Source organism: Blautia sp. AM23-13AC, assembly GCF_003435675.1.
GTDB classification, from domain to species: domain Bacteria; phylum Bacillota; class Clostridia; order Lachnospirales; family Lachnospiraceae; genus Fusicatenibacter; species Fusicatenibacter saccharivorans.
In genome coordinates, this window is record NZ_QTUL01000013.1 from 14959 (window position 1) to 40517 (window position 25559).

At 45.0% G+C, this 25559-nt stretch carries 23 protein-coding genes and 1 pseudogene; 7 read left to right on the forward strand and 17 right to left on the reverse strand.

From position 1 onward, the window contains the following. Positions 1-15: 15 nt before the first annotated feature. The 5 genes from DW642_RS12715 to DW642_RS12735 all read right to left on the reverse strand — a co-directional run bounded on the left by DW642_RS12715 (position 16) and on the right by DW642_RS12735 (position 5970). Positions 16-2088 carry an ABC transporter permease gene (locus DW642_RS12715; RefSeq protein ID WP_055228677.1) on the reverse strand — a complete coding sequence of 691 codons (2073 nt, stop codon included), beginning with the start codon at positions 2086-2088 and terminating at the stop codon, positions 16-18. Then, a complete protein-coding gene (locus tag DW642_RS12720; RefSeq protein WP_033121505.1) occupies positions 2078-2845 on the reverse strand; it encodes an ABC transporter ATP-binding protein in 768 nt (255 codons plus the stop codon). Before DW642_RS12720 ends, DW642_RS12715 begins: the two co-directional genes overlap by 11 nt. 77 nt (positions 2846-2922) lie before the next feature. Further along, entirely contained in the window at positions 2923-4110 is a 1188-nt protein-coding gene (locus tag DW642_RS12725) for a hypothetical protein (RefSeq protein WP_033121506.1), read from the reverse strand. A gap of 35 nt (positions 4111-4145) precedes the next feature. Further along, positions 4146-4853, reverse strand: a complete 708-nt coding sequence (locus tag DW642_RS12730) for a hypothetical protein (RefSeq protein WP_055228676.1) — start codon at positions 4851-4853, stop codon at positions 4146-4148. A 10-nt stretch (positions 4854-4863) separates the two neighbouring features. Continuing rightward, positions 4864-5970 (reverse strand): DUF6076 domain-containing protein, encoded by a 1107-nt coding sequence (locus DW642_RS12735; protein WP_033121508.1) that lies wholly within the window; start codon positions 5968-5970, stop codon positions 4864-4866. Between the two features lie 222 nt (positions 5971-6192). Between DW642_RS12735 and DW642_RS12740 the strand changes: the two genes are divergently transcribed. The 6 genes from DW642_RS12740 to DW642_RS12770 all read left to right on the forward strand — a co-directional run bounded on the left by DW642_RS12740 (position 6193) and on the right by DW642_RS12770 (position 12461). Continuing rightward, a complete protein-coding gene (locus DW642_RS12740) occupies positions 6193-6813 on the forward strand; it encodes a CHC2 zinc finger domain-containing protein (protein ID WP_033121509.1) in 621 nt (206 codons plus the stop codon). Between the two features lies 1 nt (position 6814). Next, complete coding sequence (locus DW642_RS12745) at positions 6815-8161, forward strand: DNA primase family protein (protein ID WP_117510407.1); 1347 nt, start codon at positions 6815-6817, stop codon at positions 8159-8161. A gap of 400 nt (positions 8162-8561) precedes the next feature. Further along, the gene (locus DW642_RS12755; RefSeq protein WP_055228675.1) at positions 8562-8777 is read left to right on the forward strand and encodes a hypothetical protein; all 216 of its coding nucleotides are present in this window, start codon (positions 8562-8564) and stop codon (positions 8775-8777) included. A gap of 346 nt (positions 8778-9123) precedes the next feature. Then, on the forward strand, positions 9124-10413 hold the full coding sequence (locus DW642_RS12760; RefSeq protein WP_033121833.1) for a plasmid recombination protein: 1290 nt from the start codon (positions 9124-9126) through the stop codon (positions 10411-10413). Positions 10414-10431: 18 nt separating this feature from the next. Further along, positions 10432-10734 (forward strand): hypothetical protein, encoded by a 303-nt coding sequence (locus DW642_RS12765; RefSeq protein ID WP_033121834.1) that lies wholly within the window; start codon positions 10432-10434, stop codon positions 10732-10734. Positions 10735-10814: 80 nt separating this feature from the next. Next, positions 10815-12461: a recombinase family protein gene (locus DW642_RS12770; protein WP_199572093.1), complete on the forward strand. Its 1647-nt coding sequence runs from the start codon at positions 10815-10817 to the stop codon at positions 12459-12461. A gap of 251 nt (positions 12462-12712) precedes the next feature. Here the strand turns inward: DW642_RS12770 and DW642_RS12775 are convergent, their stop codons facing one another. The 8 genes from DW642_RS12775 to DW642_RS12820 form a co-directional block, all read right to left on the reverse strand. Then, positions 12713-13924 carry a tyrosine-type recombinase/integrase gene (locus DW642_RS12775; RefSeq protein WP_003526283.1) on the reverse strand — a complete coding sequence of 404 codons (1212 nt, stop codon included), beginning with the start codon at positions 13922-13924 and terminating at the stop codon, positions 12713-12715. Between the two features lie 147 nt (positions 13925-14071). Further along, complete coding sequence (locus DW642_RS12780; protein WP_442857744.1) at positions 14072-15247, reverse strand: tyrosine-type recombinase/integrase; 1176 nt, start codon at positions 15245-15247, stop codon at positions 14072-14074. 126 nt (positions 15248-15373) lie between these two features. Beyond that, positions 15374-15604, reverse strand: a complete 231-nt coding sequence (locus tag DW642_RS12785; protein WP_008728422.1) for a helix-turn-helix domain-containing protein — start codon at positions 15602-15604, stop codon at positions 15374-15376. A gap of 537 nt (positions 15605-16141) precedes the next feature. Continuing rightward, entirely contained in the window at positions 16142-16555 is a 414-nt protein-coding gene (locus tag DW642_RS12795) for a sigma-70 family RNA polymerase sigma factor (RefSeq protein ID WP_117510410.1), read from the reverse strand. 507 nt (positions 16556-17062) lie between these two features. Beyond that, positions 17063-17248 carry a cysteine-rich KTR domain-containing protein gene (locus DW642_RS12805; RefSeq protein ID WP_117510411.1) on the reverse strand — a complete coding sequence of 62 codons (186 nt, stop codon included), beginning with the start codon at positions 17246-17248 and terminating at the stop codon, positions 17063-17065. A gap of 1 nt (position 17249) precedes the next feature. Continuing rightward, positions 17250-17672, reverse strand: a complete 423-nt coding sequence (locus tag DW642_RS12810; protein WP_117441391.1) for a YjdF family protein — start codon at positions 17670-17672, stop codon at positions 17250-17252. Next, positions 17669-18193 (reverse strand): PadR family transcriptional regulator, encoded by a 525-nt coding sequence (locus DW642_RS12815; RefSeq protein ID WP_117441392.1) that lies wholly within the window; start codon positions 18191-18193, stop codon positions 17669-17671. The genes DW642_RS12810 and DW642_RS12815 overlap by 4 nt, the downstream gene beginning before the upstream one ends. Positions 18194-18262: 69 nt before the next feature. After that, positions 18263-19639: an MATE family efflux transporter gene (locus DW642_RS12820; protein WP_117510412.1), complete on the reverse strand. Its 1377-nt coding sequence runs from the start codon at positions 19637-19639 to the stop codon at positions 18263-18265. A 214-nt stretch (positions 19640-19853) separates the two neighbouring features. On the opposite strand from DW642_RS12820, the gene DW642_RS12825 reads away from it, so the two are divergent. Continuing rightward, positions 19854-20381 carry a PadR family transcriptional regulator gene (locus tag DW642_RS12825; RefSeq protein WP_055056202.1) on the forward strand — a complete coding sequence of 176 codons (528 nt, stop codon included), beginning with the start codon at positions 19854-19856 and terminating at the stop codon, positions 20379-20381. Positions 20382-20526: 145 nt separating this feature from the next. Here DW642_RS12825 and DW642_RS12830 read toward each other — a convergent pair whose 3' ends face one another. The 4 genes and pseudogenes from DW642_RS12830 to DW642_RS12855 all read right to left on the reverse strand — a co-directional run bounded on the left by DW642_RS12830 (position 20527) and on the right by DW642_RS12855 (position 25402). Next, a complete protein-coding gene (locus tag DW642_RS12830) occupies positions 20527-20940 on the reverse strand; it encodes a sigma-70 family RNA polymerase sigma factor (RefSeq protein WP_117510413.1) in 414 nt (137 codons plus the stop codon). Positions 20941-21389: 449 nt separating this feature from the next. After that, a complete protein-coding gene (locus DW642_RS12845; protein ID WP_117510416.1) occupies positions 21390-23717 on the reverse strand; it encodes an ABC transporter permease in 2328 nt (775 codons plus the stop codon). After that, positions 23714-23902, reverse strand: a pseudogene (locus tag DW642_RS12850) (ABC transporter ATP-binding protein); the annotation flags it as partial. The gene DW642_RS12845 and the pseudogene DW642_RS12850, both read right to left, overlap by 4 nt. Positions 23903-24043: 141 nt before the next feature. Then, the gene (locus DW642_RS12855) at positions 24044-25402 is read right to left on the reverse strand and encodes a KAP family P-loop NTPase fold protein (protein WP_117510417.1); all 1359 of its coding nucleotides are present in this window, start codon (positions 25400-25402) and stop codon (positions 24044-24046) included. Positions 25403-25559: the final 157 nt, after the last annotated feature.

Below are 25559 nucleotides of genomic sequence, written 5' to 3' on the forward strand. Positions count from 1 at the left end.
GCACCTCCTTCCAAATTATTCTTCTCTCTGCGGCTGCATCAGTGTCAGCAAATACCGATCACTGGAGCGCTTGACCACTCTCATATAAATATATTCTATCACGCAAAGTAGTAAAATCATAGCAGCAGATACAAGCAGCATTTCAGACACTGTCCCACGGGTTCGGGACGAGAGTATCCCTGTAAATAACGCCCTGACTCCAAACAGACTGCTGACAGCCGCAACCAATACAGGAAGTCCCATAAACCAGGTAATTTGCTTTCCAGCAGACTGGCAAAGGGTTTCGTAAGTAGCTCCCAGGCGGATCAGGGTCTGGTATCTGCGCCCGGTTTTCTGCTGACTCATCAGGAACTGAACACCCACGATGGTGTTGGCAACTACCAGGAAAACAATCGCAAGATAGAGGGTAATATAACTGGATGCTATGGTGTAGAAAAGCTGACGACCTATATTCTGAAGATAGCTTTCATATTCAATGCCAGTTTCGTCCAGCTTCTCGTTCAAATCCAAATATGCAGTCATAAGGCTATTTCCATCCAGAGCCTGCTCACTGAGCACCGCATTGACATAGGTATCATACATTCCCTGGCTATAATATAGGAATGCTTCATCCGGAAGAATCAATGCAAAGGACAAGGTTATAGAACGGTCCGTGACCAAATTCACAGACTGAACCTCTCCTGTAAGATGAATCGGACTACCATCCAGTTCCACCTTGGGCTGTCCGGCCAATACTTGGTTCAGCATTGCGGTACGACTTACCGTAGTAAACTCTGTATCAATATAGACAGCGGCCTCCTTTTCGCCTAATTGGAGAGCCGGTTTGCCGGACAATTCCAACAAACGATTATAGTCCGATAAACAAATCAAATATGGGTATGTGGCATAACCAAGATTGTTCAGAAGGACATCCCGGTCTTCCGACTGGGGCAGGCTCCGAAGAGAGTCCATAACAGCGTCCATGCTGTAGGCATTATCATAATCTTCTGTGGTGCGAATACGCCCAACCCTCATTTCAAAAAGCTCTGAAAATTGATTTTCCAAACCGTTTTCTTTCAGGGCTGCCTTTATATTCGGAAGAACCTGCGATGAATCTTCTGCAGTATGATCTTCAAAAGTATAGTCGATTACATGGCCAGAAGACAGGCTATTCGTTCCTGCAATTCCTACGCCCGCACCAAAACAACACAGCGCCGCCAGAATCAGCAGGGAGCTGATGGCCATGGAGGTTGACTGATGAATAACATTCTCCTGAATCTGCCGGAAGGTAAATACATGAAGCTGCTTATTTCCTTTTCCTTTCTTAACAATCAAAGCAATCAGCGCACGCATCCCATAGAAAAGCAGCATCGTACCAACTATGCCCAACAGCAAAGTCAGTCCCATCATACTTACCTTTGTCCATGCAATTCCCTGAATCGCCATGTAGTAAGCCACTGCCAACATCACACTTCCGCATATAGCAGCCAGTCCATAGATAACAGATGGCATTTGCTTTTTGGGGCGGTTCGTTGGCTGGGATAGCAAAGTACCGATCTCCTGGCGGCTGATTCGTCCACTCAAAATCAGAAGTGCCGTCAGCTTAATTGCCAGAAATCCTGCCAGCGTCCATTCAATTGCAGACCAGGATAAAGAAAACTGATGACCGATGATCCCCATGCCTACCAGCTTGGCGGTGACAAGACTGACAATTTCTGAAAGCACCACAGCCACAGGTAAGCCTATGAGCATGGCAAGAATACTGGTCAGGAAATCTTCCGCCAGAAGCATACCAAACAGTTTACTTCTACGCATCCCCAACATTAGATAAACACCAAACTCATGCCGTCTGCGCTCGAACTGATACTTGCAGGCAAAATAGATCAAAAAGAACAGAATACCGAGGGTCATCCCATAAAACGCAGGAATCAGAAGCAGGAGTTTGTCAACTGCGTCACTCTCCATTTTCTGCAAAAAGAGCATCACATCTTGAGTGGAGATGGAAAGAATCATGTAAAAGGCAACAATAGAAATCACCAGGGAGCTGAAAAACAGACCGTTTTCCTTTCGGCTGCGGTGGCTGTTCCGAAGAATGAGATTAGAGAACATTTGCGCTGCCCCCTCCCAGTTGCGCCATCACCTTCAGGATGCGCCCGTAGAACTCCTGCTGGCTTTCGTCTCCACGCCGAAGCTCATGAAAGATCACGCCGTCCTGGATGAACAGAATGCGCTTGCAAAAGCTGGCGGCATTGGAATCATGGGTTACCATCAGGATCGTAGCTTGTTCGTCACGATTCAGGCCGGACAGCTTCTCCATAAGACTTCTTGCGTTCTTAGAATCCAGCGCACCCGTCGGTTCATCGGCAAGGATCATTTGGGGATGTAAGATCAGAGCCCTTGCTGCCGCAACACGCTGACGCTGGCCGCCGGACATCTTGGACGGAAACTTATCCAGAACATCAGTGATTTCCAGATAGTCAGCCAACTGCTTCAGCCGCTGGCTGCTTTCTGCTTCGGATACCCCATGCAAGGAAGTCGGGAGCAGGATGTTTTCCCTGCCAGTCAGGTTGTCCAGCAATTCAAAGTTCTGGAATAGATAACCAACTTTTTTGCCACGGTACTCTGCAAGAGCCTTTCCCTTGAGGGATTGCAGAGTATCGCCTTCCACCTGAATGCTTCCACCTGTGGGTTGAATCACAGTCGCAATACAATTGAGCAGTGTGGATTTACCGGAACCGCTGCTTCCCATAATGCCGAGAAACTCTCCCGGCATCACCTGGAAGGTGATCCCATTCAGTGCCTTTGTTTGACTTGGCACATTGCCATAGATTTTTGTTAAATTTTCAATATTCAAAATGGGTTTCATGTGAATACCTCCTATCATTTGTAATAAAATGATAGCATGGGAACACAGCAAATACCACTTACAGTGGTTGTAAGGATTCAAGATATAAGTGGCGGCTCAAGGGGGACGAGCATATATTTTGTAAGAGCATCAGGCGACAATGATAAAATATACCGGATCGCCTCCTTGGCAAACCAGTTCGTTTTAATTGTATCCCAATCAGCAAGTCGGATAATCTCTGCTGTGCCGTTCTCAAAATCAACTGAAATTTCGCCCCATTCGCCGTCGCAGTCTGCTTGATATTCGTAGATTGCGGCGGCGATTTTCTTTTTGCGCTTGGTTTTGGTTTTCTGTTTCAGCCGGACAGCATGGAGCGCACCTTCGGCAACCAGCAGTTCTGTCAGTTTGTCCACCGCTTTCCGGTAGGCTCGCTCTGCACCGCTGGCTGTGCTGCCCTCAAACATAATCGCCAATTCTTCAAAAGTGGGGCGGTTCTTCCATGAGCCAACTCGCCCGCAGGTCATACAGATTGCTAACCGTTTTTCGAGCAAGGTCTGTTCCCGGTAATTCAGCTTCTCAAATGCCCGCTGTACCTTTTCTGCTTGTATGCCGTTCCAGAGGATGTCGGTATAGTTCCAGCTATCGTCAAGGGCTATATCCTCGCCTGTTTCCTCGCCGTCCTCGTCCGTTATATAGAACGGCTGCTGGTTGCGGATTCCACGGACAACTTTCAGATATTCTTCCGCAAGAGCAAGGTCGCAGTTATACTTCTTGGAAAACTGGTTGACCGCATCTTTGGTGTTATGGTACAGCCACGCCATTGATCGCACCATTTTGTAATTGGTCAGAGAGGATACCGACCATTTTTCTTCGCCCATGCGGAAACGGAGCATAGAATCCCAGATGAACGGATAGATGTATGTAGCATACTCCGCACCCTTGGCAGGATCATAGTCCATCAGCTTTTGGAGCATTTGCTCCCGGCAGGAGATCTTTATATCGATAAATCGGTCTGTGTCGTACAGATTGCCGCCGTCCACACTGAGAAAGCCTTTGATGCGCTTGTTGAGCTGCGTTTCGTAGTGGTGCAGAAAGAACGAAAAATATAGCAAATTCTTTTCCCGCAAAGCAGACAGGATATATTCATTCAGACTGTCCACCGCTGGCGGTTCCGGTTCCAGTTGGAAGATGCGCTCTGCCACATAGGGGATGATGCCGTCACCGTGTGGATTAACTTGGTGCTTCGGTATGTATCCGGTCATGTTCCACGAAAAATCATTTAGCATAGCGCACCTCCCTTCTAAGTAATCAGCGGGAATAATTAACCATAATTCCAAGTTTGTCTTGCAGCATTTATATTATCCAGAAGAACAGATGCAGGATTTGCCTCGTAATAGTACGTGCTCATATCCAAAATGCCTTCTTCCATTTCACCCCACTCTGCTGTGCGAGAAACAAAGATTCTATTATATACACACCAATCGCATGTGGTGGTGAAAGCAGCAATATCTGCAAAGTCTTTTGGAAATACAATTCTTCTTCCATTTGATGTTGGCTTAAGATAGTTCTCCATTATTTCTTTGAAATTCTTCAGATCATAATCCGTAGCGTTTTCCAAAGCTTTACAGACAATCAATTCTTCGTGCGTGAATTCTGTAAGTGTTTCTAAATGGTTTGCAAGAATTAGACCATAAATAACGCAAACCTTTGGGCATTCTGCATTTACGGTTTGTTTGAACAGATTGGCTACGATAATAGCCTTTTCCGGGCTGGAGTTTACATAGTTGTAAAGCTCGTTCAATCTTCTTTCGAGATTAAAGCCAGATGCAAGACCGTTCAGTAGATGGCCGAGTTTGAAGGTATTGTATTCAGATAGAAGATCATTTCCTATTCCGCCTACAATTCCCGCAACTGGGTTTACTACGCCCAACACACCAATAGAGCCAGAACGGATTATTTTGGTCATAGGATTGTCCATAACCCGGCTAAGCGCATTCCCAATATCAGTTAAATCATATTTCTGTGCCATTACATATTCCTCATTTCGTCCGTAATTTTGCTTCTTTCTTCAAAGCAGCCTGTCCCATCTCTTTTTCGTAATCACCTTTGGCATAGGCGACATTGCTCAGCGCTCGAAGCATTTTATCCTTTGCCAGCTTTTTCATAACCTCTGCAAGATCAGCGTCCAGAGTACCACGCTTCACATAGCGGTTTATGGTGTTCAGCCGTTTCTCATAAATCTGTTTCACCGGATGATCGTCCGCAAGCTCCCGTTGTTCTCTGCCTTTCAGGTTGCCGATCTGTCGGCAAGTGCGGTGCAGCTTGTCCCCCGGTGCATAGCCGCCGCAGTATTTGGTGTGCCTTGCGTTGGTGGTGAGGAACCACTTGCCGCAGATTTTGCATTTTTTCGGGGCATGACCAACACATAAGCCCTCAAAAAGATCAGACCGGAACATCCCTACAAAGGATACATAGTGCATCCGCTTGACCAGCTTCGCAACTTTTTCGCCGGGACGGATGACCGATATATACTGAACGGAATTATTCAAAGTAGACATCCAGGCATTGCCCTCCGTGATAGAGAACTCCGGCGGAAAATAGTCGCCGAACATTTTTGCAAAACCCTCTGCGGTGCGTTCTGCTTCATTGCCGTCTGATTTTTCTGCAAAATCAAGCATGGCCGTTTGGTATTCCCCAAGGGAGTATGCCAGATGCCCGAAAACTGCGGTATAGCGTTGGAGCATCATCGCATCGGCAAAGTTCTGGATTTCTTCAAATTGCAAAGAATTGGTTGCGGCTTTTATGGCAAACTCCACATATTTCAGCGCATTGTCCACAGTAAAGACTTTTTCAATCCGTTCTCTGTGCTTTGAGATATTCATATAGGAGAACGGCGGTGTTTGACTGAGAATATCAAGCATCGTCAGAGCAGCTTCCGTTGCAATAGGACAGAGTGCAGAAGCATCCTGTCCGGCGTTTAATATTCCAAGCAGCAGATTGATTTTCTCGCATTGCTCGTTCATCTTTGCGATGGTATCCGCAGGGACATTCAGCGCATCACAGGCAAGAGCGCCGACAGGAAGTGTTTTTCCCTCATATATGACCGTATCCTGCCAAAAATCCAATGTCATCAGTTCTTGGTTCATGCTTGCCCCTCCTGTCCTGTTTTTTCATTTTCTTAATTCTATCATGCTAATGTAAAGAAATCTACATCTATCCATAAGTTGTCCTGTTTTTTGAAACGGGGTTGTCCTCCGATTAGCCTGTTTTTTGAAAAATCCGGCATAACCATAGTAGAAGGAGCCAAACCCCTGCCAATCACGGCGGGTGTTTCGTGCTTTCTAAATACTATGAACGGAGGTTTTTCTATGACAATCTATGAAATCATCAAGGCGGCAATCAGCGTAAAGCAAGCCGCAAAACACTACGGGCTGAATGTCAACCGCAATGGTATGGCTTGCTGCCCGTTCCACAACGACAGGCATCCGAGCTTGAAGCTGAACGAGGATTATTTCTTCTGCTTCGGCTGCGGAGCCAAGGGGGATGTAATCGACCTTGTGGCAAGACTGTTCGATCTGAGCAGTTATGAAGCAGCGCAAAAGCTGGCTGCGGACTTCGGGCTTGACCCGAAACCGCCCACTGCCGCAGCTATGGTCAAGCCAAAGCGTCCCTATATCCGTCAGTTCCGGGAGAATGAAATGCTGTGTTTCCGGGTGCTGACGGATTATCTGCATCTGCTGGAAGATTGGAAAATACGATACGCACCCAAGACACCGGAAGATGCTCTGGATGACCGTTTTGTGGAAGCCTGCCAGATGCACTGCTATATCGAATATATGGCAGATGTGCTGACGGTGGGTGATCTGGAAGAACGGGTGGCATTGGTGGACAAGCTGATGCAGGACGACAAAATTGCTTTTCTGCAAGAGTATACCGCACGAAAGAAAAAGGAGGTGGCGCACCGTGGCGAAGAACCGGAAAACGCCTAATATGAATTTTCCTGTCTGGTTTGACGGGCAGAACATCAACGAAGCTCTGTTTTGTGAAGAATTTCTGCATGAGCGCAGAATCATCTTCGCAAACGGAGCTTTTTTCACGCCCGATGGTCGAGTGACGGATGACCTTCCTCTGCGTTGGGAGATTTACGACAAGCTGAAATTTTGTGCCGTGAACAACATCCCACGGAAGATCACCAACATTCTGGAAGTGCTGAAACTGGAAGCGCAGGTGTCTGACTTCCCTCCGGAGCAGGATCGCATCCATGTTGCCAACGGTACGCTGCTCTTGAACGGCACTTTCACCGAAGGCAGACCGGCTATCGTGCGAAGCCGTCTGCCTGTCGGCTATAATCCCGATGCTCCTGCACCGGTGATCTGGCTGAACTTTCTGGATGGGTTGCTTTACGCCGAGGACATTCCAACTTTGCAGGAGTTTATCGGCTATTGCCTGATTCCCTCCAACAAGGGGCAGCGCATGATGGTGATTAAAGGCAACGGTGGCGAGGGTAAATCTCAAATCGGTGCGGTGCTGTCCACCATCTTCGGCACGAATATGAAAGACGGCAGCATCGGGAAGATTTCTGAAAACCGTTTTGCCCGTGCCGATCTGGAACACATCCTGCTGTGCGTGGATGATGATATGCGGATGGAAGCTCTGCGTCAGACCAACTATGTAAAATCCATCGTGACTGCACAGGGCAAAATGGACTTGGAACGCAAGGGCAAGCAGAGTTATCAGGGCTGGATGTTTGCCCGGTTGCTGGCATTCAGCAATGGTGATCTGCAAGCCCTATATGATCGCAGCGATGGTTTTTACCGCAGACAGCTTGTGCTGACCACCAAAGAAAAGCCCATGGACAGAGCCGATGATCCTGACCTTGCAGAGAAGATGAAAGCTGAAGCCGAGGGTATCTTCCTGTGGGCATTTGAAGGCTTACAGCGGCTTGTTGCCAACAACTTTAAGTTTACGGAGAGTGACCGTATCCGGAAAAACCGGGAAGCGGTCAAGCGTGACAACAACAATATCTTTGATTTCATGGAGTCGGAGGGATACATCCGATTGAAAGCGGATGCTTCCATCAGCTCTAAGGATTTCTATGAAATCTACCGGATGTGGTGTGAGGAAAACTCCCTTGCACCGCTGAAAGCCCGTAGCTTCAGCGATGCCATGATTGCCAATGCCGGGAGATTCAATCTGGAGCATTGCAACAACATCACCAACTCTGCCGGACGGCGGGTGTGGGGCTTTATGGGCGTGGAAGCTGTGGCAAGACCTCATATAAATGGATTTTACGATGTTTCGCCGTGTACGTACGTACCGGAGGACTGGCGGGATTGATTTTGCCAGTCATGCTCTGTACGTATGTACGCAGCATTTACCCCTGTTTTCTTCCGTTATAGGAAACAGCAGCTTTCAAAGCTGACCTGTTTTCGGGCATTAAAAATCAATGGTAATGGAAACAGCAAAGTTTTTGACCGCAGGACGAAACTATTTCACGAAATCGTGCTTCTCTGAACCGTGTACCCTGTTCACGGAACAATGGGTGTTTTCACTGTTCCAGACCAAACCACACAAAACGGCAAAGTGGGATATGGTCATATATGGACAGGACATCACAAGCGAAATTCTGAACGGATTTCGGAGATTGCAGATTTTTCACTGTTCGGTGCATCCACTCCACCTTGGAGCGCAGAGGTTGCACCGACACATGAACTGAATTATGGAGGATTTTATCAATATGAATATACGCAACGAAATAAAGGCACAGATCATCCGTGCCGGGATGACCATGCAGGAAGTTGTTGACCTGCTCTCGGACGAGTACGGATGGAGCGACAGCGTTTCCAACCTGTCCGCAAAATTACAGCGGGAAAGTATACGATACAAGGAAGTATTGGAGCTTGCCGCTGTGCTTGGTTACGACATCGTATGGCAGAAAAGACGGGAGAAGTGATACCCCGGCAACAGCCCTCCGCATCTCCCGTCCCCATAGGCGCACCGCAGTGCTGCCCATGGACAGGCAGTGAAAGATACGGTTTTCGCTGCCATCGTCTGCAAGAAATGTTCCGCAGAACAGCTTCATGCAGACGGGCTGACCAAGGTAAAAGGCGCAGACATTTTGCCTTGGTCAGCAGAGGTCACCGCAGTGACCGCATTCCCCCTCGGGAGAGCCCTCGGAGAGCCCACGGCACTTTGTAGCCAGCATGGATGAAAGTGTAATAGTGGGTTATTACACTTTGAAAAAGTGCCGTTCCTCAGCCCTCCGCTGTCTGCAAATCTTAAAGAAAGGACAAAAATCTATGGCAAGAAATGATGGAATTGATCGTACCTTAGCCAGAAATCAGGACTTGGAAACTCCGGATGATGTGACAAAAGTACAGGAACACAATGAGCGTGAAAAAGACCGTTATTCCAATGTGGACATCGTGCCGGAACGTACTGCGCTGAATGTTCACTTCAAGTCTCCCACTGACGATTATGTAAAAATGTTTGAGCAGATGGAGCAGGACAAGATCATCTCCACCAGAGGGCTGAAACCGGATGCCGTCAAATATGGCGAGTTGGTTTTCGATGTGAACTCCGCTTATTTCTACAACCACGGCGGCTATGAGTTTGCAAAACAGTTTTATGCCGATGCCTATAAAGCCGCCGTGGAGATCGTGGGCGGTGAGCAGTATATCCTCTCCGCTGTAATGCATGCCGACGAGCGCAACCGGGCAATGTCGGAAGCTCTGGGTGAGGATGTGTACCACTATCACCTTCATGTGGTTTATATCCCGGTGGTGGAGAAACAAATCCTGTGGTCGAAGCGATGCAAGGATGAATCCCTCCGGGGAACGGTAAAGGAAACGATCACACAGGTCAGCCGCAGTAAGAAGTGGGAATCCAAACCCGTTCTTGATGAAAACGGAAATCCTATGTTGAACGCAAAAGGGAAAAAGATTTTGAAGTCGTCCTACAGTGTGCTGCAGGATGACTTTTTCAATTTCATGCGAAACGCTGGTTATACCGATGTAGAGCGTGGAGAATGTGGCAGCACCGAAGAACATCTGACGGTGACACAGTTCAAGGTACAGGCCGAACAGCAGCGTTTGGAAGCTGTGACCGGACAGGTGGCACAGGCCGAGCAGAGCTTAGCGGATGCCAAAGCTGCCACGGAGAAGCAGAAAAAGAAACTGGAAGCTCTGAAAAAGGAAACTCAGGCTGCTAAGTCTGTTGCTATGACTGCACATGAGATTGAGTCGATGGGCAAGAAAAATCCCATTACGGGAAATGTTACCATGACGGCGGATGAGTGCCGCACGCTAAAGGATTATGCGGTCAGCAGCTTTGCGGAAAAGTCTGAGAAGCTGAAATACAAGCAGAAATTCGAGCAGGCAGATAAAAACGCAAAGATATGGAAAGACCGTTTTGAAAAACTGAACAAAGACTATGAGGAGCTGAAACAAAAAGCCCAGCCTTTCCTGGATGCGATTGAGATTGCATCTGAAAAGGTCTGGGCTTTTATCAATGCCATCCTCGCCAGGGGAAAGGAACTGTATGAACACAAACACCCTGCCCGCAATCGTGGACAGGACATGGAAATTTAAGAAAGGAACTATTTGCCTATGAAGAAAACCGTAGATGAAATTAACAAGATGATTATGGAAGATGCCCCGATGGAAGAAATCAACGATGCCATCGGCTATATTGATATTTGCTCCTGCTTCGATCCGATTTTTGAGCCGCCTATTGATTTTCTGGAAGAATGCCGCAAGCGTTGGGAAGCGGCACAGTCCTCTTTCTGCAAAACCATTGAGTGCAAGATCGGAAACACATGGTATGTGATTGAAACGGAGTGTGATGGAAATGAGCCACTTACCGACAAGGTAAAACGGCTCATTTTTTCTGACAAGGGGGTGATTTGTTAATGACTGCGACACAAAAGCATGATATAATTCCAATATGCACAACGGTACTGTCGGCTGACCAACCACCGAAGGAGGATATTATGTTGGATCAGCAGAAAATTACCATTCTCTATTGCCGTCTGAGCAACGAGGATGCCCAGGAAGGCGAGAGTAACAGTATCGCAAATCAGAGAGAGTATTTAACCCGATATGCCCGTGACCACGGGTATACAAACCTGAAAATTCTGGTGGATGACGGCTATACGGGGACGAACTTCAATCGTCCCGGTGTGCAGGAAGGCTTTGAGCTTGTCAAGCAGGGGCTTGTGGGCTGCTGGCTGGTCAAAGACCTCAGCCGCTTTGGTCGTGACTATCTGACTGTTGGACAATATACGGATATTATCTTTCCGAGTTATGATGTCCGCTTTATCGCTATAAATGATGGCGTAGACAGCAACCGGGGAGACAGCGAGGGCTTCGCCGCAATCCGTAATCTGTTCAACGAGTGGTATCCCCGTGATACCAGCAAGAAAGTCCGTGTCAGTTTGCGGCAGAGAGGAACCAGTGGGAAGCACATGGGCAAACCGCCCTACGGATACCGCTGTGACCCGGAGGACAAGGATCACTGGATTCTGGATGAAGAAGCGGCTCCGGTAGTCAAGCTCATCTTCGACCTTTGCATTGACGGCAAAGGCCCGGAGCAGATTGCAAGGATTCTGGAAGAAAAGCAGATTATGACCGCAAAGGCACTCTATGCCAAGCGAAAGAAAAAGCCGATGCCGGAAAGACCGTACCACTGGGGCAACCAGTCCATTGCAGGGATTTTGGAACGGCAGGAGTACACAGGCTGTACCTGCAACTTCAAGACTTATTCCAAGTCCTACAAGCTGAAAAAGCGGATTCCCAATGAGCCGGAGAATATGTTTTATCTGCCGGACACACAGGAAGCGATTGTATCTCAGGCACAGTTTGACAGGGTGCAGGAACTGAGGAAAAACAAACGCCGCCCCGCAAAAGCGGAACGGCAGGGATTGTTCTCCGGGCTTCTGTTTTGTGCCGATTGCGGCGGCAAGCTCCACTTTGCCACAAGCAAAAGCTTTGAGGGCAAGCAGGATCACTACGTCTGCAACAACTACAAGAGCAACCGTGGTACTTGTACTGCCCACTATATCCGGGAAGATGTGCTTCGTGAAATCGTTCTGGAACGCATCCGGGCAGTCAATGAGTATATCCGAAGCGATGTGGACGGTTTTCAGGAGGAATGGCTGCAATGCCGCAGGACTGACCAGGAGCGCAGCATCCGGGATGACAAAAAGAAGCTGGAACAGGCAAAGAAACGCCTTGCCGATCTGGATGTCATCATCGCCCGGCTGTACGAGGACTATGTTCTTGGAAATCTCAATCAGGACAGATACAGAAAGATGTCTGCGGACTATGAAGCGGAGCAGGAACGGTTAAAGCTCGAAATTGAAGTTATCGAAGAATGGGTGGAACAGCGGGAAGAAATGAACGACGGTCTGGATGCCTTTATCGCCCTGACACAGAAATATGTGGATGTGGAGGAGCTGACACAGACCATCGTGAACGAGTATATCAAGAAAATCATCGTCTATGCCCCGGACAAATCCAGCGGCAAGCGCAAGCAGAAAGTGAAGATTTTCTTCAACTTCGTGGACGATGTAGATATTCCCGTTATTTCCGAGCCTATCATCACGCAAACAACCTATGAACACAGAAAAACGGCGTGACCTTCGGGTCACACCGTTCTCTGCGACAAAATAGTTACTTGTCACTATTAAGCCTTGATTTTCCGGGGTTTTTGAACCATTTTGATACGGTCTGAACAGCAGATTATCTCTTGCTGAACTGAGGTGCACGACGTGCAGCCTTGAGACCGTACTGCGCGAGTTTTTGAGCTGTTTTCCCTTGATACTCCGGGCTTTTCCGGCTTTCTGCCTCTCAGTTATCCGGTGTGCGGACCATAAAAAACGGCCTTTTTTCATTCAGCAATAGCCTGATGAAACGCACCATTTACTACCCCAAACAGCTCCTCTGGTTTATTGTACTTCACTTTTGCATAGATGTCCATAGTTGTTTTGCTGTTTTCGTGTCCGGCCAGGTATTGGACGGTCTTTGGATCAACACCAGCATAGAGAAGATTGGTAATGTAAGTGTGCCGCAGCTGATGCGGGGTTACATCAAAGTCCAGCGTATATCTGATTTTGGGTTGATTTTTCTGGGTCATGCCCAGCGTTGGGGTAACCGTGTATTTGATGCTCTGCCCATTCACATACTTATAATAGTTCCGGGGCTTAGTGGAGCGGACAACGACATACTGCCACACTCTTTGAAACTGCGAAGCAGCCAGCGGCTCCCCTTTGCTGTCAGCAATCACATAATCTGATATGGAATTTTCTTTCGTTTCTCTCAGACAATCCACCAAACACTTCGGTATCGGAATATCCCTTTTTGCCGCCGGAGTCTTTAGCACCGTAGAAATCACGGGTCTGTTATGCTCTGTACGCCATGCCCGCCTCACCGATAGATAAGGTGTATCCTCGTCCAGAAATACACAATCCCATTGCAGTGCAAGAATTTCTTCCCGACGCAGACCGGAATACAAACCGAGCATAATAAACAAATATGGAGGAAGTCCCTTGACTGTATCCAGAAGCACGGCTACCTGCTGATCTGTCAATGCCTCCTTCTTTTTTGTCGGTTTTCCGCCTTTACCGGATATTCCCGCACAGGGATTGTGTTCAAGAATTTGGTTTCTCTCTGCCGCATAAAAAATGCACTTGAGTAGCATATTGACCTTATTGTATAAGCCTTCCGATTTCTTTGACAATGGAACAAGCGCCAGCCGAATATCGTCAGCGGTCACTTCTTCCATATACATCTCTCCCAGAGGTTTTATGATATAGTTTGTCATATCCCTCGTATAACCTCTGAGTGTAGACGCAGACACCTTTGCCGACTGCATCAGCAGCCACTTCTCTCCATACTCGGCTACTGTCGGGTGCTGCCGGTGAAAGATAATTTCTTCCACCTGCTTCCGGGCCTCTAACTGCTTCTCATACAATTCCTCACAAGTAGCGGCATACAAACTCAACTCTTTTCCATCTGCATCCGTAATCCTGGTTCTGTAATACTGGATTCCTTTCAATGTAATGGTCCCGTACTTCGGGATCTGTGTTTTCTTTTTTGCCATCTTTGATCGTCCTTTCTTGATAATGTGTAGTCTCCGTATCTACACTCTCTTTTTATCAGAAAGCCTCGATTTAATCAAAGATACGGCTGAGGTAAAACAAAGAGCGAGACATCCTTGCCTCGCTCCTGCTTCATTTCCTATTTGTTATTACTGTGCTGCATCCCAGCTTGCAAACGCACAGTTCATTGATCTGACCAGCTCATCTGGTCTGTTGTACTTAACCTTTGCATAAATGTCCATGGTAATCTTGCTGCTTTCATGGCCTGCCAGGTATTGAACCGTTTTGGGATCTACCGATGCATGAATGAGATTGGTAATGTAAGTATGCCGCAGCTGATGGGGTGTTACTTCAAAGTCCAGACTGTAAACCACTTTTCCGTTATGAGCAGCCTTTTCTCCCAAGACAGGTGTGACAGTATGCTTTACTCTTTTTCCATCTTCATACCGATAATAGCTCCGCTCCTTGACCGTCCTCGTAACAATATACTGCCAAAGTCGCTTAAATTGCGTGTAGGACAGCGGTTCGCCATCCCGGTTTGAAACCACATACTCCGAAGTCGAAGTTTCCTTTGCTGCTTTCAAACACTCAGCCAAGCAAACAGGAAGGGGGATATTTCTCTCCGCAGCCTTGGTTTTCAATTCATCCGAAATCACCGGTCTGTTATGTTCGGTGTGCCATGCCCGTCTTACCGTCAGATATGGAGTATCTGTATCCAGATATACTGAATCCCATTTCAGAGCAAGAATTTCTTCCCGGCGTAGCCCTGCATATAAACCAATCATGACAAAGACATAAGGCGGCAAATCTCGGATAGCATCCAAAAGGCGCTCCACCTGTTCATCTGTCAAAGCCTGACGATCCTCTTGTGGAATACCGCCACCTTTTGTTGTCAGATAAATCGTTGGGTTGTGGTCAATAATCCTGCTTTCCATCGCTGCGCGAAAGATAGATTTGTAAAGGATTACCACAGATTTATAAACCGATGCAGATTTTTTGGAAACCGGAACAAGGGCAAGCTGAATATCATCCAGGCTAACCTCACCCATCCGTTTATCTCCCAATTCCGCTATAATATGCCGCCTAACCTTTGAGGTGTAATCCGTCAAAGTAGTAGCTCGTACATGAACCGACTGCATCAGCAGCCACTTTTCACAATACTCTGCAACTGTGGGCGTTTTCCGATGAAAAGTGGCATTCTCAATCTGTTCCAACGCAAGCGTTTCTTTATTGTATAGTTCTTCAGGTGTTTTTGCGTAGATAGCTACGAGCTTACCATTCGCGTCTTTGATTCTGGTCCTATAATATAGGACACCTCTTTTCATAACTGTGCCATATTGAGGAATTATTGTTTGCCGTTTGGCCAATTCCGTCACCTCCTAAGAATAGACTCCAGCGCTGTATCTATGTTTTATCAGACCATTATGATTTCGACAAGGATACGGACCGGCTCACACTCCAGCTCTGCGAGGTTTACGATAAGTTGCGTTCTTTTCTGCTGGCTTTGCTCTGTGGGTGCATTTTGCGATATACTCCTGAAGGCCCGCTGAAGTAAAGTACACACAGCCATTCTGCACATATTGCACATAAGAAATAAGACCATTGTTACGGGCCGCGTCCAGCGTTGCAATGCTGATACCTAAAATTTCTGCTGCTTCTTTTCGTGTAATAAGTTTTTCCATAAAGCATATTTCCTCCAATCTGTCAAGTTTGTCATCGTGTTTGTTCAAAGCCACATGAATACGCTGGCAGCCGAAACTGCCAGCGCATGGTATCTAATTTTGAACAGGAAGCTGCAAACGCTTCCTATTTATATAACTCAGCTTTCATCACATTTGCCACGCCCCCTGACGATGGGAACACAACAGGTCTCCGCTGGCGCGGCTGTCATAACTCCGCAGCACCGTTCGTATCGTGTGCCGCAGGGTTCCCCCCAAGTCTTTGGCGGGCCGTGAGGAAGTATCTTTAAGCCCCCATGCAGTCATCGCGCCGAATCTGCCACAATCCGTTTTATGAAATCGTAGATCGCTCCGAAGCAGTTCTTTCATCACCTCCCTGACTGCTCCATCTTCGCGGCGTTTCATATTCGCTCGTACATGGGTTATGTACCTGTTGTGCTGTCTATTCGATTGTCAATGTACTGATGAAGGAGGAAAACTTGTCCTTCTTATTAACACTGACAAAAAAGGCAAAAAACAGGCGCATCAAATGAAATTTTATCAAAAATATTTTACAAGCTGCTTTAATCCACGGCGGATACTGTCTCGGACACGGCTTGGGTCTACACCTTCTACTTCGGCAATTTCATTTACCGTCATTCCCAGATAGTATCGGGCATAAATCCTCTTTGCCTGTTTCTCCGGCAGCTTCATCACAGCGGCATAGACCTGCTCCTGAAACTGTTTTTCCTCCAGAAGCATCTCCGGTGTTTGCGGCTTCAATAGCACCGCATTTTCAATGCCATTCTCGCAATCCAGAGAATACTGTGCTTTATAACGATACATCTTTCGCTCATACGCAGCCTCCGCACGTTCAGCTGCTCGAATAGTCTCCATTACTTCCTCTGTCACATCTACAAAAAAGTCTGTTGTATAAACATCAGGATAAAGTTCCCGAAGGTTAATTTTCTTCATTATGTACCTCCATTTCGATTCACGGGTGATTGACGGGTGAATCGAATGGAGGCGGAGACCGACACCGGCAGACAACCGGGTCATCTCCGAAAAAATGGCAACAAAAAACGCCAGATTTCCGTGAGGGAAAACTGGCGCGCCAAGAACAGCCATTATTATACTGAATTACATGGAACGATAATGCCGATGCAATGTTATACTTGCCCGGAGGAGGAGCAATGCTTTTTTTAACTGATGTAGATCATGTGAGCTTTGAAAAAGCAAACGAGACACGGCAAAATAACCTCCAATCGGCTACCGTGTCCCTGCAAGTCGTTATAGGTTTGTGTAAACGCAAAGAAACGGCGGCTCTGATTTCTCAAAACCGCCGCCAAAGTAAGTAGAGTAAGCGCACAAAATCAACCTGCCCAGCTACGGTTTTTTTCTTTCCCCATTGGGCGGGGCAGGCTCTCGTCGTATATTGAAATAAAAAAGGACCGATAACCACAAGTGAATTTACCTTGTGTATTATCGGCTCTGCGTCTGTGCGTCTGGCTCTTGAACGATGGATAAATTTAGTTTTCTTACCGTAATCAGGGTTTCATGTTTGCATTTAGGACAATATAACGGAAAGTTTTCCAGTACTGTATCATCGCGGATTTTCAATCGCGTTTTGCTGCCGCAAAAGGGGCATAAAATCCATTCTATCTTCATGTTATCTTCCTCTGTGCTTGGCTTTCTTCTTTTCCTGCCGTATGGCAAACTGACGGTCTTTCTCAGCCTCTTTCTGCTCACGGCTCTTGGTTTTCCGTTCCAGCTTACATTGCTCATGCTGGAGTTTCAACGCCTGCTGTGCCTTTGTGCCAATGCCTTTATCTTGCAGTTGACTTTGAATTTCGCGCTGCATTCGTTTGGGATTGATTTTTCGCTCTATGGCTACTTCGGTCTGGATCGGGGGACTGAATTTCAATTTATGCCAATTCTTCAGCAGAAAATCATAGACCTCATAGTCTTTGGGCTCTGAACCAAAAGTGATTTTACATACCTCGTACTTACCGCTATCAGTTCTTTCATATAGGCCGATCCAAAATGGAGCTTCAAACAGGATGGTCAAACTGCTTTGGAGGACTGTGCTCATTCTTTTAAGAACTGCCCTTCAAAGTGATCCAGCCATTCCAAAAGGGCGCGATAGAGAAGCTGCTGCTGCTCAAAAATCGTTCTCCCAACCAAAGGAATGTCTGTAAATTCCCGCGCATAGCCCTCGTTGGATTCAGCCGAGGACTGTATGCTCTGGCGCAAAGCCGAAACCAGCTCCAACGCTTCGACCTTGTCCATCTTGTTCAAATTGGTAATGACCACATTGAAATCGAATAGCAAGGGTACTGGGCCAGCGACATAAGAGGCCATCAGCTCCTTGAAATACGCTCTGCCCTGATCGGTAATAGAATAAATGGCTTTATCCGCAAACTTATCGCCCTTGACAATATCGCTTTGCAGATAACCCTTTTCGCTCAACTGGAGAACCTTGCGATAAATAGAAGGTACGCTTATTTTTGTCCAGCGGGAAAAATGGTGGTACTCCACATCCTTTTGAATGTCATAGGCGCTTTGCGGTTTTTCCAATACAATACCAAGTATGACTAAATCGATTGACGACATAACTACACCTCCAACTTTTACTATTGTCAATAGTACTATTGTTGATAGTAAAAGTCAAGGAGAAGTACCTTATATTTCCGAATTGGACATAGCCTGTTTTTCAGCCATAGACAATTCCCGATGAAGGTGTAACGCCATAAATACAGTGATTACTACGGAAATTACATCTGCGATGGGTTGGGCATATAGGATTCCGTTCATTCCCCATACCATAGGCAGCAGCAAAATGACAGGAACAAAGCAGACACCTTGTCTACATGCTCCCAAAAAGAAACCTGCCGCACCTTTACCCAAGGCAAGGAACAAAGAGGAGTAAACCGTGTAGAAACCAAAAAGAATGAATGTGATCCCATTTGTAAACAGTGATTTTTGACCCACTAAAATCATTTGATTATCTCCCTCAGTAAATTGAGAGATAATCTGCGTAGAAAAAACGGCCATCACCAAGCCTACAACTAAGCAGAAACTTGTAGACCAAATGATTGAGGTTTTGATTGCTTCGCGCAGGCGATCAAACTTCTTTGCCCCATAGCTGAATCCAGCAATAGGCTGGAACCCTTTCAGAAATCCAAAGACAACAAGAGTTCCCATAGAAGTAACTCGCGTAACCGCCCCCATGCCTGCAATGACCGAATCGCCATAATTGCTGGATGCGCGGTTAATTAGCGCAATCGAAAGACTTGTTAGCAGTTGGAACACCAAAGTGGGAACTCCAATTTTCAAAATTTCCGTTATCATTTGCCTCGTAGGAGAAAACTCTTTTATGCTGAACGAAAATACGCTTTTTTTGCGCAGAACATAGGTAAGATAAACAAGCGTGGATACCATTTGCGAAATTGCTGTGGCGATTGCTGCACCTTCTACTCCCATGTCCAAAGTATAAATGAAAAGAGGGTCTAATCCGATGTTCAATACGGCTCCCAATAGCAAGGCACACATGGTCGTTTTTGCTGCACCCTCGCTACTTACAATATTGTTCATTGTTACATTAAATACATTGAAAATACAGGACAGCACATAAATTCTTGCGTATGTCAAAGCATACGGCATAATTGTTTCCGTCGCGCCCAACATTACCAAAATTGGTTTAAGGAAAATCGCAGAAAGTAGGATGATAATAGCACCAATCAGAATACTGCTATACAATGCGGTGCTTGCCACTTTATCGGCGGTATCTTTATCTCCGCGTCCCAATAGTCTTGACAGATAAGATGCGGCTCCGTTACCGAACATAAGGCCTAAACCAACCACGACTTGTCCCAACGGAAATACGACAGAAATAGCACCCATTTGACTTTTGCCCAAGCCACTCACAAAATAGGCATCCACCAGATTATAGAGTGCATTGATCAACATCCCAATCATAATCGGTATGCCGAGAGCCATCAGCGCTTTTGGGATAGGCGCACTACCCAAAAGCTCAAGTTTGTTGTTGCGTTCATTCATTGTTAATACTCCTTTCGCTTCTTTAAGTATAATTTATAGTAGTATAGATTATAGTATACTACCGTATAAATCATAGTACTATAATTTATAGTATATGTCAAGAGAAGTCAGGCGTTTTATCTTGACAAAGAGTATAAAATCTAATACTATAATTTATAGTAAATTTGACAGTATTCTTTCATGCAGAAAGCATAGTGAAAGGGTGTGATTCCACATGGCAACCATAGATTTAATCGTGTTGGGAATATTGAAAAAGGAGCCAATGAGCGCCTACGATATTCAAAAGTTAGTAGAATATAGAAACATATCCAAATGGGTAAAAATCAGCACTCCATCCATTTATAAAAAAGCCATTCAGTTAGAAGAAAAGGGGCTAATCCGAGGCGAAATCGTAAAGGAAGGGAAGATGCCAGAAAAAGCGATTTATTCCCTGACGGAAGCCGGAGAAGCAGAATTTGAACGGCTCATGTTTGAGATTTCTGGAAAACCTATTAACATTTTTCTGGACTTCAACGCTGTTATTGTGAATTTGGATTCCTTGCCACCTGAAAAACAAAAATCGTGCATAGCAGAAATTGAGGAAAATATTAGTACTTTAAAATCCTATCTGGAACATAATATACAGAAAAAAGAAAATGAACCCAGTATTCCCGCAACAGGTATGGCTGTTTTGCGTCAGCAGTATGTACTGGTGGAAGCAATCCAAGCATGGATTGCTTCATTAAAAAAGAATATTGGATAAACAGGCAAGTACAAATCTATAAGAAAACGCCAGATGCAGAGGTGATACGCCCCTGGATCTGGCGTTTTCTTAATAAGCGCACTTCAAATCGGTATAACCTTCTTATTAACACTGACAAAAAACAGGCGAATCAAATGAATTTTTATCAAAAATATTTTACAAGTTGCTTTAATCCACGGCGGATACTATCTCGGACACGGCTTGGGTCTACACCTTCTACTTCGGCAATTTCATTTACCGTCATTCCCAGATAGTATCGGGCATAAATCCTCTTTGCCTGTTTTTCCGGCAACTTCATCACAGTAGTATAGACCTGCTCCTGAAACTGTTTCTCCTCCAGAACCATCTCCGGTGTTTGCGGCTTCAACAGCACCGCAGTTTCAATGCCATTCTCGCAATCCAGAGAATATTGTGCTTTATAACGATACATCTTTCGCTCATACGCAGCCTCCGCACGTTCAGCTGCTCGAATAGTCTCCATTACTTCCTCTGTCACATCTACAAAAAAGTCTGTTGTATAAACATCAGGATAAAGTTCCCGAAGGTTAATTTTCTTCATTATGTACCTCCATTTCGATTCACGGGTGATTGACGAGTGAATCAAATGGAGGCGGGGAACGACACCGGTATACAGCCGGATCATCTCCGAAAAAATGGCAACAAAAAACGCCAGATTCCCGCAATGGGAAACTGGCGCGCCAAGAACAGTCATTATTATGCTGAATTACATGGAACGATAATGCCGATGCAATGTTATACTTTCCCGAAGGAGGAGCTACGCTTTTTTTAACTGATGTAGATCATGCGAGCTTTGAAAAAGCAAACGGGACACGGCAAAATAACCTCCAATCGGCTACCGTGTCCCTGCAAGTCGTCATTGGTTTGTGCAAACGCAAAGAAACGGCGGCTCTGAAAATCAAAGCCGCCGTTTCAAATGGGCGTGTCAAATTGTCTGCTCTACGACGGCTTTTTTTCTTTTGCCGTCGTCCGGCAGATCAAAATATAACATTATAACTCGTTAATAGTTGCAGTAATTGGCATATTGCGAATTCGTTTTGCCGGGGCATGAACGGCAAGGATGCAGGAAACCGAAATCAACAGGACAATCATAGCAATTGACGTAGCTGGGATTTTCCATGTTCCCCCAAAATGGCTGATAATGATTTTTACATAAATCAGGTGATGGAGCATCAAGCCGAGTACAATACCCACAATCGCACCGCTGGCAGCATAGGTAATTGCCTCTGCTGCAATCATTTTTGTTACCTGTCGACTTTCCATACCAACCGCACGCATTGCACCGTATTGTTTAATTCTTGCGGATACGCCCATGGAAATACTGTTCATAATGTTCAGCACAGTAATAAGAGAAATAATTGCAAGAAAACCGTATGCTGCAAGTCGGAACACCCAATAAGAACCGTTGACATCGCTTTTTTCTTCTCTGTTGTCATTTATTAAATTTCCATCTGCCAAATCGAAGATTCTATTTACAGATGCTTCGGATATATCTTTTCCCAATACGACGCTTATTAAAGCGTAATTCCGTTCCCCTGTTAATCGCATATATGTTTCTTCCGAGCAAACGATAACGGGGGAACCACTGACACTTCCTACTCCTTCAGACAGGACACAAGCAACTTCCAGTTCTTCTTCTCCAATTTTTATTTTATCGCCCACATCCAAACTTGTGTATTCACTATAAATTGCCAGCACATACCTGGAATTGCCATAAACTTTTGACAAGTCTCCGCTTGCAACAGATTTTTTTGCACTGTCCATCATGGCATCTCCATAAGAGTACAAATCGACAGTCTTTCCCTCTCCATTTATTTCAGCAGGATACGCTATGTTGAACATCGTACCATAAGCAGAATCTATACCAGATATTTCTGAAATTTCTTCTAACACACCCCGGTCTATAGAATTTGAGTCATCCGGACTTGCAATCGAAATGTCCGGAGTAAAACTACTCACAGATGGCAACAGCTTATGCACGAGGTCCAAGCAAGCTGAAAACGCCAGAAACAGCACAATCATAAGGGCAAATGAGCCTGTCATAAGGAGTAGATTTTTCTTTGCGCCGGTTGCATGATGAATCCCAAGCGAAGTCTCTACTTTGAGAAATCTCGTTTTTGCTGCACGACCAACGTGTTGCGATACCTCTGCATTGCCGGATACAGCTGCTACTGGTGAAACCTTAGCCGCCTGCTTTGCAGGGGAATGGGCCGCAATAAATACCGTAACGATGCCGACGACAGCACCGCTGAGAATACCGCTGATGCTCACTGCAAAAAGCGGCATATCTACCCATTCACCTTTCACTAAAAATCTCAATATCAAACATAAAATCCAACAGGTCACAGTCCCCAATGCACAACCAATCGGAATTGCCGTTTTGCACCAGTTCAATGCTTCAAGACGAACAAATCTAACGATCTGCTGTTTGCTTGCTCCGATACACCGCATCATGCCAAAAAACTTTGTGCGTTGTGCCACATTGCTGTTCATACAGCTTGAAATCATAAAAACACCTGAAATCAAGATGATTACAAAACAGGCTGCCGCCAGCGGATAAAGCCCATCTACACTTTCGTTACTGCTGGCTCCCAGCATTCCCAAAACGCCCGTATTCTCTTTTATATTTTCAGCATTCAGATTGTATTGCTGTTTCAAATTTGCAATCGTTTTTTTTAGGCCGCTTTCTTTCTCGAAACGAATGTAGAATTGAGAATTATGTGCCACACCGTTCAAGCTACAAACCTCATTAAATGCTACACGGTTCATATACACGCAAGCACCATCAATGATTTTATTAAACTCGGTATCATCATCATAAAAGCCAGAAATCGTATATTTCAAATCCCCATCAGGAGTATTTAAGGTGATATTATCTCCAATCTTAACTCCCCAAAGCTCTTTTGCATCAGCACTAAGAGCAACCTCTTTTTCATTTTGCGGATAAGAACCCTCTGTCGGATAATTCATGATTCGTGCAGGATAAGTTTCCTCAACGCCATATAATGTCACATTTTTGCCGCCAATATAATAGCCTTTGTCTGCATCGACATTGATTGCATCATACCATGAAGAAAATGCAACATCGGAGTTTACTATGATTTGCTCTGCTTTATCATCAGGCACGTTTTGAAGAGAAATATGCCAATCTCCATGATTTTGACGCATCACCGTTGTTTCGGATTCTGTCCACATCTCCGCCATAGAGAAGATGGAAGTCACGAGAAATACCGCAAGAATGATACAAATGCGTGTCATGCGGCTTTGCCGCCTATGCACCTTTGCAGAAATAGGGATAAGGCTTAAATAGCTTTTCATTCGCGGCACCTCCCTAAATCAGTCAGAACACCGTCCGACACCTGTAATACCCGGTCTGCGGTCTGTGCGATACTGCGGTTGTGGGTAATCATAATAATGGTCTGCTCATACTTCTTTGACGCTTCTTTTAGCAGGGTGATAACTTCGCTACTGTTCTGCGTATCAAGGTTTCCTGTCGGCTCGTCGGTAAACTGTACCCCTATCCCCTTATGCCTTGAAAATAGGGGCTTTAACGGTATGTACATTTGTGTACTGTGTACATTTTCTTTATACGTTAAAAGCAAGCAGATCTTTTCTTTCCAGAAGTCCCCACTTGCTTTTATATATTAATAATACTTATGTCCATTGCTTGCTGCAATACATTTTTGTTTTAATTCTCGGCTTATTTCAAACCTTTCATAATATTCATCTGATTCTGTTTCAAATGCATATTTATATACTTTCACAACTTCTTCGCAATTACTTTGAAATTGACTTTCTTCAACTGTACTATTTCCATCTCCAATCAATCTATTTACAAATCTCTGGTAAGCTTTTAACTCTGGTAATACGCTTGCAACAAAAGTACTTTTCCCCTCTAAAAATTTTTTCTTTTCTGGAATATCAATAATATCAAGTAATATAATACATGCTACAAATAGTGATATAAAATATGACTCTGAACTTATGTATGTTCCTGTAGAACTTGGTACTGATTCAATTCGACTCTTGTAAATCAGTTTATCTCGCAAAGATAAGTGATAATAGTCACTCAACTCTTCCGCTAGTTGATGCAACCAATATTTTCTCTCTGTTCGTTGTTCAGAAAATTCTATTGACTGTTTTTGATACCGATCCATTACTGGAAGATTTATATTCACATCAAAAAACTTATTCAAATATCTGGTTGCATCAAATCCACTTCCATAATAACTTGTTATGGTATGTATTAACTGCTCCTTATTAAGAGACACCACGAAAATCACACGCTCATCATCAAAATAGTGTTTGATTCTCTCCAACATTTCTATGGCAAAAGATGGTCTGCAGCGATCCAATTCATCAATAAATATAATCAGTTTCTGCGCTCTTTCTACAATAATGTCATTGAAGATTCCTTTTACTCGTTCCCGGATTTCTTCCTCAGTCTGTACAAGTGATAAAATATCTACCTTTTTCACTTGTAGCTTTTCAGCTACTGTAAATGGATTCATCTTAAATTCACCTAATGAAATAGGTAACGTTGACAATGCTTTTATTAGTTTTTCACTAATTTTTTCAGAATCTATTTTCGTATCATAAACTCCCTTGCAAGTCTTTGTCATGACTAACAACAGGGACATAAGTGAATCGCTATGATTATCATACATCCATGCATTATAATAGATTGGCAAATAAGAATGCTTCAAATCTATTTTAGCCATCATTTCATTGTCCTTCAAATATTCATAAGATGGAATTTTCTCAATCGGATTTTCTTCATCTGCCCGTTGATTTGCCAACACATATTTTAACACTTCTTCAATCTGTCGGACAAAAAATGTCTTTCCATCTCCCCATTTCGCATCCAAGCTAATGCAGGCACTTTCATCTATGAGTTCTAACCCATCTATAAACTCTTTTATATCTTTATTTCTCCCAAAAGTATTGTTCTTTATGGATGTCCAGATATTTATATCCGTTGCTTCCTGAACATATTTCTTCATATATTGTATTCTCCTTTATCATGAACTCCAATTATGGCTGAATATAATTAACATCTCTATTGTCTCACACAATCTAAACATCAACAATACCTTTTTATTTCAACAACTACCAGCAGGCACGTTCTTCTCGCCCCTGCCAGCCGCTGATTATTTTCTT